The 7,018-nt window shown below is 37.0% G+C and carries 6 protein-coding genes; all 6 read right to left on the minus strand.

Annotation, left to right across the window (positions count from 1 at the left end):
- Window positions 1–473: 473 nt before the first annotated feature.
- Entirely contained in the window at window positions 474–2,999 is a 2,526-nt protein-coding gene (gene gyrA, locus LCM23_RS25505) for a DNA gyrase subunit A (protein ID WP_224939337.1), read from the minus strand.
- 102 nt (window positions 3,000–3,101) lie between these two features.
- A complete protein-coding gene (gene gyrB / locus LCM23_RS25510) occupies window positions 3,102–5,024 on the minus strand; it encodes a DNA topoisomerase (ATP-hydrolyzing) subunit B (protein ID WP_224939339.1) in 1,923 nt (640 codons plus the stop codon).
- A gap of 71 nt (window positions 5,025–5,095) precedes the next feature.
- On the minus strand, window positions 5,096–5,335 hold the full coding sequence (gene remB / locus LCM23_RS25515; protein WP_224939338.1) for an extracellular matrix regulator RemB: 240 nt from the start codon (window positions 5,333–5,335) through the stop codon (window positions 5,096–5,098).
- Between the two features lie 9 nt (window positions 5,336–5,344).
- On the minus strand, window positions 5,345–6,463 hold the full coding sequence (gene recF, locus LCM23_RS25520) for a DNA replication/repair protein RecF (protein ID WP_095371326.1): 1,119 nt from the start codon (window positions 6,461–6,463) through the stop codon (window positions 5,345–5,347).
- Between the two features lie 14 nt (window positions 6,464–6,477).
- Window positions 6,478–6,696 carry a S4 domain-containing protein YaaA gene (gene yaaA / locus LCM23_RS25525; protein WP_095371327.1) on the minus strand — a complete coding sequence of 73 codons (219 nt, stop codon included), beginning with the start codon at window positions 6,694–6,696 and terminating at the stop codon, window positions 6,478–6,480.
- Between the two features lie 249 nt (window positions 6,697–6,945).
- The coding region (locus LCM23_RS26295) for an IS3 family transposase (RefSeq protein ID WP_404826626.1) at window positions 6,946–7,018 on the minus strand (73 nt) is incomplete at its 5' end.

The following is a 7,018-nucleotide window of genomic DNA, read 5'->3' on the forward strand; positions in this document are numbered from 1 at the left end:
ATTAGCTCATTTGCACCTATGGTGCTTTGTTGCTGATAAATCAGCTTTTTTAGAATTACGCTTGACGTTTTACGTTCGTTCAGTTTTCAAAGAACAATCTCGTTCGCTTCAGAAGCGACTTTATTAATATAACATATCGTGTCATCTGAGTCAACATCTTTTTTTGATGTCAATCAATCTTTCATGTCGTCCTCTTGCTGACTTGAATAAGTATATCAGCAGTAACCACTATTTGCAAGCATTATTCAACAATTATTTTTATAAAATAATTTATTGACCATTTCATTCATAGTTAACACCAAGAAATACCTCCATTGATACTCCTAAAAGAATCTATAAAACCCTATTAGTATAGTCTGTAGTAGTTTGCTAAAGGTAGTCATTAAAATGATCTCATCCTAATAAAAAAGCCGAACACAATTCAATTTTGAAATTTGAATTGTGTCGGCACTCATTTGATTTAAACAATTTGTTTATTCTCTTTCATCTTCACTGTCGATAGATGCTTCAGGCAATTCCTCTGCAGTTTCAAGTGGCTTTGCTCGCTCTTCTCCATCTTTTTCTTCTTCCTTTTCAACTTTTGCTACAGTAGAGACGAATTCATTCACACTTTCATCGATTCGAATAAGTCTTACACCTTGCGTGTTTCTTCCCATAGTTGAAATATCTTCTACTCCCATACGGATAATGACACCGCCAGTGGTAATCAACATGATGTCTTCCTCACCACGTACAGCTTTCATCGTAACGAGATCCCCAGTTTTTTCAGTAATATTGGCCGTTTTAATTCCTTTACCACCACGACCCTGAATACGATAATCATCAGCTGGTGTTTGTTTACCATAACCTTTTTTCGTAACTACTAGAATGTTGTCCCCTTCTTCTAGAACTTCCATTCCAACCACTTCATCTTCTTCACTCAGAGTGATTCCTTTTACACCAGTAGCTGTACGTCCCATAGAACGGACCGCATCTTCAGGGAAACGAATAAGGAGACCATTTTTTGTACCGATGATAATTTCTTTATCTCCATTTGTAAGACGTACAGAGATTAATTCATCTTCTTCTTTTAAACCTAAAGCGATCAAACCGTTTGTACGGATATGAGCAAATGAAGATAACGGTGAACGTTTAGAAATGCCTCGTTTTGTTGTGAAGAACAAGAACCAATCATCCACAAAATCCTCTATTGGAATAACAGCATTAATCCATTCATCCTTTTCAATACCTAACAAGTTAATGATAGGAATCCCCTTCGCTGTTCTACTAAATTCAGGAATTTCATACCCTTTAGCTTGATACACTTTTCCTTTATTCGTAAAGAAAAGGAGATGATCATGCGTTGAGGTAGTCAATAGGTGTTCAACAAAATCATCTTCATTTGTTCCCATTCCTTGTATCCCTTTTCCACCTCGTTTTTGGGCACGATAAGTAGATACCGGTAATCGCTTAATATAGCCTTTATGTGTAAGGGTAATAACAATGTTCTCTTGAGGAATCAAATCTTCATCTTCTAGATGCTCAAGACCACCGGAAACAATTTCTGTACGGCGTTCATCATTAAAACGGTCTTTTAGTTCTGTAAGTTCTTCGCGAATAATGTCTAATACTTTTTCATCACTTGCTAAAATTGCTTTTAAATCTGCAATTAATTGAATAAGACTAGCATATTCTTCTTCGATTTTCTCACGCTCTAAACCAGTTAAACGCTGTAAACGCATATCCAAAATCGCTTGCGCTTGCTTCTCCGAAAGATCAAATTGTGTCATTAAACCTTCTTTGGCAATATCTGTAGTTCTTGACGCTCTGATTAATTTAATGACTTCATCTAAATGATCTAAGGCAATTCGTAAACCTTCTAAAATATGCGCTCTTGCTTCCGCTTTCCGCAATTCGAATTCTGTTCTTCTTCTTATAACAACAACTTGATGGGCTAAATAATATTCTAAGCACTGTTTTAAATTCAATACTTTAGGTTGTCCATCCACTAAAGCAAGTAAATTAATACCGAAGCTTGTCTGTAGTGCCGTATGTTTATATAAATTATTTAAAAGCACATTTGCGTTGGCATCTTTGCGGACTTCAATAACTATTCGTAAACCATCTCTGTCAGATTCGTCACGTAAATCTGTAATACCATCAATTTTCTTATCACGTACAAGGTCAGCAATTTTTTCAATCAATCTTGCTTTATTCACTTGGTATGGGATTTCATTAACAATGATAACTTCTTTCCCATTTGATTTCTGTTCGATTTCAACCTTTGCTCTAAGTGTAATAGAGCCTCTTCCTGTTTCATAAGCTTTCCGAATTCCACTACGGCCTAAAATAAGTCCTGCAGTCGGAAAGTCTGGTCCAGGAATGATTTCCATTAACTCTGGAATCGTAATTTCCGGATTTCTACTTAATGTAAGTACACCATCAATGACTTCGCCTAATTGATGAGGAGGGATATTGGTAGCCATTCCTACAGCAATACCTGATGTACCATTTACAAGTAGATTAGGGAACCGGGCAGGAAGCACGACCGGTTCCTTTTCCTCTCCATCATAGTTGTCTTGATAATCGATGGTATCTTTATTAATATCTCTTAACAATTCCATTGATATTTTTGACATACGGGCCTCTGTATAACGCATGGCAGCAGCAGAGTCGCCATCAATTGATCCAAAGTTACCGTGTCCATCAACAAGCATATATCTATAGTTAAAGTCTTGTGCCATTCTTACCATTGTTTCATATACTGCTGAATCACCATGTGGGTGGTATTTCCCGATAACATCTCCAACAATACGGGCAGACTTTTTAAACGGTTTATCTGAGTGCATGCCAAGATCATGCATTGCATAAAGTATTCTTCTGTGCACAGGCTTTAGCCCGTCACGTACATCAGGTAGGGCTCGGGAAACGATAACACTCATTGCATAATCCAAGAATGACGTTCTCATTTCCTCACTTATATTAATTTCTTTAATTTGGGACTTAGGCGTATCAGCCATCTATAGGTACCTCCCTATCGCACAAAGCTTATTGCTTAGGCTACATTTTATTGACAATATCTATGTAAAAGCAGGATAGAACCAACTCTATCCTGACTTTCATTAAATATCTAAATTCTTCACATACTGCGCATTTTCTTCGATAAAGTTACGGCGTGGTTCTACTTTATCTCCCATAAGGATTTCAAACGTTTCATCTGCTTCAATCGCATCTTCTAAGCTTACTTGTAAGAGCGTACGCGTTTCCGGATTCATTGTCGTTTCCCATAATTGATCTGGGTTCATCTCACCTAAACCTTTGTAACGTTGGACATTTGGTTTTGGCGTAGCCGGAAGCTCTTTCATAATCTCGTCTAATTGGCGATCGTTATAAGCATATGAGATTTTCTTCCCTTGTTGAACTTTATACAAAGGTGGCTGCGCAATATATATATAGCCCGCATCTAAGATTTGTCTCATATAACGATAAAAGAATGTTAGTAATAGTGTTCGAATATGCGCCCCATCTACATCGGCATCTGTCATAATAACGATTTTATGATATCTTGCTTTCGTAATATCAAAATCTTCACCGATTCCTGTTCCAGAGGCAGTAATCATTGCTCGTACTTCATTATTAGATAATATTCGATCTAACCGTGCTTTTTCTACGTTTAGGATTTTTCCTCGAAGTGGTAGAATTGCTTGGAAATGCCTGTCTCGTCCTTGCTTAGCTGAACCACCCGCTGAATCACCCTCAACGATATATAGTTCCGAAATAGACGCATCTTTTGAAGAACAATCAGCAAGCTTACCTGGAAGACTAGAAACTTCTAAAGCACTCTTTCTTCTTGTTAGTTCTCTCGCCTTTTTAGCTGCTGCTCGAGCTCTTGAAGCCATCATACCTTTATCGACGATTTTTCTTGCAACAGATGGATTTTCCAATAAGAATTTTTCAAAGGCTTCCGAAAAAGCCGTATCTGTTGCTGCTCTTGCTTCTGAATTGCCTAATTTCGTCTTCGTTTGTCCTTCAAACTGAGGGTCAGGATGTTTAATTGAAACAATCGCTGTTAAACCTTCTCTGACGTCTTCACCTGTAAGGTTGGCATCATTATCTTTAAACACGCCATTCTTACGAGCATAATCATTAATCACCCTCGTCAGCGCTGTTTTAAATCCAGATTCATGTGTTCCACCTTCATACGTATGAATATTATTGGCGAAAGAATAGATATTACTTGTATAGCTATCGTTGTACTGCATTGATATTTCAACAGAAATACCATCTTTTTCGCCTTCAATATAAATCGGCTCTTCATGAAGTACTTCTTTATTTTTATTTAAATGCTCTACATAAGACCTAATACCACCTTCATAGTGGAATTCTTTGGTCTTATCCTCTTCACGTTCATCTGAAAGAGTAAGCTTTAATCCTTTATTTAAAAAAGCTAATTCGCGGACCCTCGTTGCTAATGTATCAAAATCATATTCTAATGTTTCTGTGAAAATCTCACCATCTGGCTTAAAAATTGTGGTTGTGCCAGTTACTTCTGATTCACCGATTACTTTTAAGTCTGCGCTCGGTACACCACGTTGATATTTCTGATAGTAGATTTGCCCGTCACGATGAACATAGACTTCTAACTGAGTAGAAAGAGCATTAACAACAGATGCACCAACACCATGAAGACCACCAGAAACTTTGTAGCCTCCGCCACCAAATTTTCCTCCGGCATGTAAAACAGTCATAATAACTTCTACAGCAGGTCTTCCCATTTTTTCTTGTATCCCAACAGGAATCCCACGTCCATTATCAACGACCTTAATACTATTATCCTCGAGAATACTTATATTAATTTCATCACAATATCCAGCAAGTGCCTCGTCAATACTATTATCGACAATTTCCCATACCAAATGATGTAATCCTTTTCCACTCGTTGATCCGATATACATACCTGGACGTTTTCTAACTGCTTCAAGACCTTCTAATACTTGTATCTGGTTCTCATCATAGGATTGTTGCCCCATTGCTTCCTGATCCATTGACACATCGATCACCTACACTTTCCATTTTGCATATCATTCTTTTTCACTCTATTAGCTCATCATCGACATTAAACAATCAATTTCCTCGTCCTCTTTTTTAAAGTAGACGAAGCAAGAGGAGAGTAATATATATGATCGGTTGTAATCACAACTGATTTGTACACACCTTTAGCCAAATTGGTAGAAGAAGCGTCATCACGCTGCAAAAACTCTTCTGCATTTATAGAAGAGCCGACACTTTCTTTATCAATAATGGCTACCAAATCTTTTGCACGTATTAATACATCCTCGCCAATATGAATATACAAGGCCTCACCTCATTGAATTTTTTTAAGGCTGCCCGCCTTCACTTCATACGCAGCTGCTTCTTTTAAAGTCTGATGATCTATTCCATCGACACTAGTGGTCGTTACAAATGTTTGTACTTTTCCCTGTATCGTATTAAGCAAATGCGATTGCCGGTAATCATCCAATTCCGATAGTACATCATCTAATAAAAGAATAGGGTATTCTCCAATTTCAGCGTGAATCAGTTCGATCTCAGCAAGTTTCACTGATAATGCTGTGGTTCTTTGTTGACCTTGAGAACCAAAGGTTTGCACATCTCGTCCATTCACTTGAAATAACAAATCATCTCTATGAGGGCCGAACAATGTAACGCCTCTTTCAATTTCTCTTGTTTTTGTTTTTTCATACTTTTCTAGGTATATATTCTTCATTTTCGACAAATCTTGTTCTTCTGATACATCAACAGAAGGCTTATACTGAATTTTTAACGTTTCAAGTCCCCTAGAAATACCTTCATGGATCGGCATTGCCCACTTTTCTAGCAAATAGATGAACTCGAATCTCTTGGCGATTATTTTAACAGCCATCTCAATAAATTGTTCAGTTAAAATATCAAGCATAGCCTGATCAGTCTGTTTACGTGACTGTAGCAACTTTAAATAATGATTTCGTTGTTGGAGTATTTTCTGAAACTGATTAATGTCATGAAGATAAACGGCGGATACTTGTCCAATTTCCATATCAATAAAACGACGCCTTACTTGAGGGCTCCCTTTTACTAAATGGAGATCTTCAGGCGCGAACATCACAACATTCATATTACCGACATATTGGCTAAGCTTTTGTTGTTCAATATGGTTACACTTTGCTTTTTTACCCTTTTTAGATATCACAAGCTGCATGGGTAGAGAACCATGCTTATTTACTACTCTACCTTCTATCTTAGCATACTCCTGATCCCAACGAATAAGATCTTTATCATTTGAGGTGCGATGAGACTTAGCCATGGCTAAAACATAAATAGATTCCATCACGTTTGTCTTACCTTGTGCATTCTCACCTAAAATGACATTGACCTTATTATCAAACTGTACCGACAGTTCATTGTAATTGCGATAATCCTTTATTTGTAATTGCTCTATATACATAGGCGGTTACATCCTTAATTGTTCGAAATTGTAAATGTGCCATGATCAGGTATTTCGATTACATCGCCTGCTCTTAGCTTTCTCCCACGACGCTGATCTTGTTCCCCATTAACAAATACAACATATTCACCTAAAAACCATTTTGCCATTCCCCCTGACTGAATTAAATCAGCTACTTTGAGAAATTGCCCTAAAGTAATATATTCCGTTTCAATTTGTATTTTGTTCATCATTGCACTCTTTCTAGTTATTTGACATCGTACTTCTCTATTTTTTAGTATCTAATAGTTTATTTTACTAAATTATTGTGTGATACACAAAGTAAATCTTTTATTAAGTATCGAAGTCATTTATTGCGAAAATTCTGGAAGCAGGTTCAAAGAAGAATGAGATGAGTCTAAATAAAAAAATCCGAACACACACTCTTCTTTGAATGTGAACAGCCCCCTGTCAAGTAGACAGTGGAAATAATAAAAAGTTACCTAAGCGGCTATAGCTCTATATTCCATAGGGCTATAGCCGTTTAGTCGTTTTTGGTATCGATTATGATTATAG

It is taken from the genome of Cytobacillus kochii (assembly GCF_020171845.1).
GTDB classification, from domain to species: Bacteria; Bacillota; Bacilli; order Bacillales; family Cytobacillaceae; genus Cytobacillus; species Cytobacillus kochii.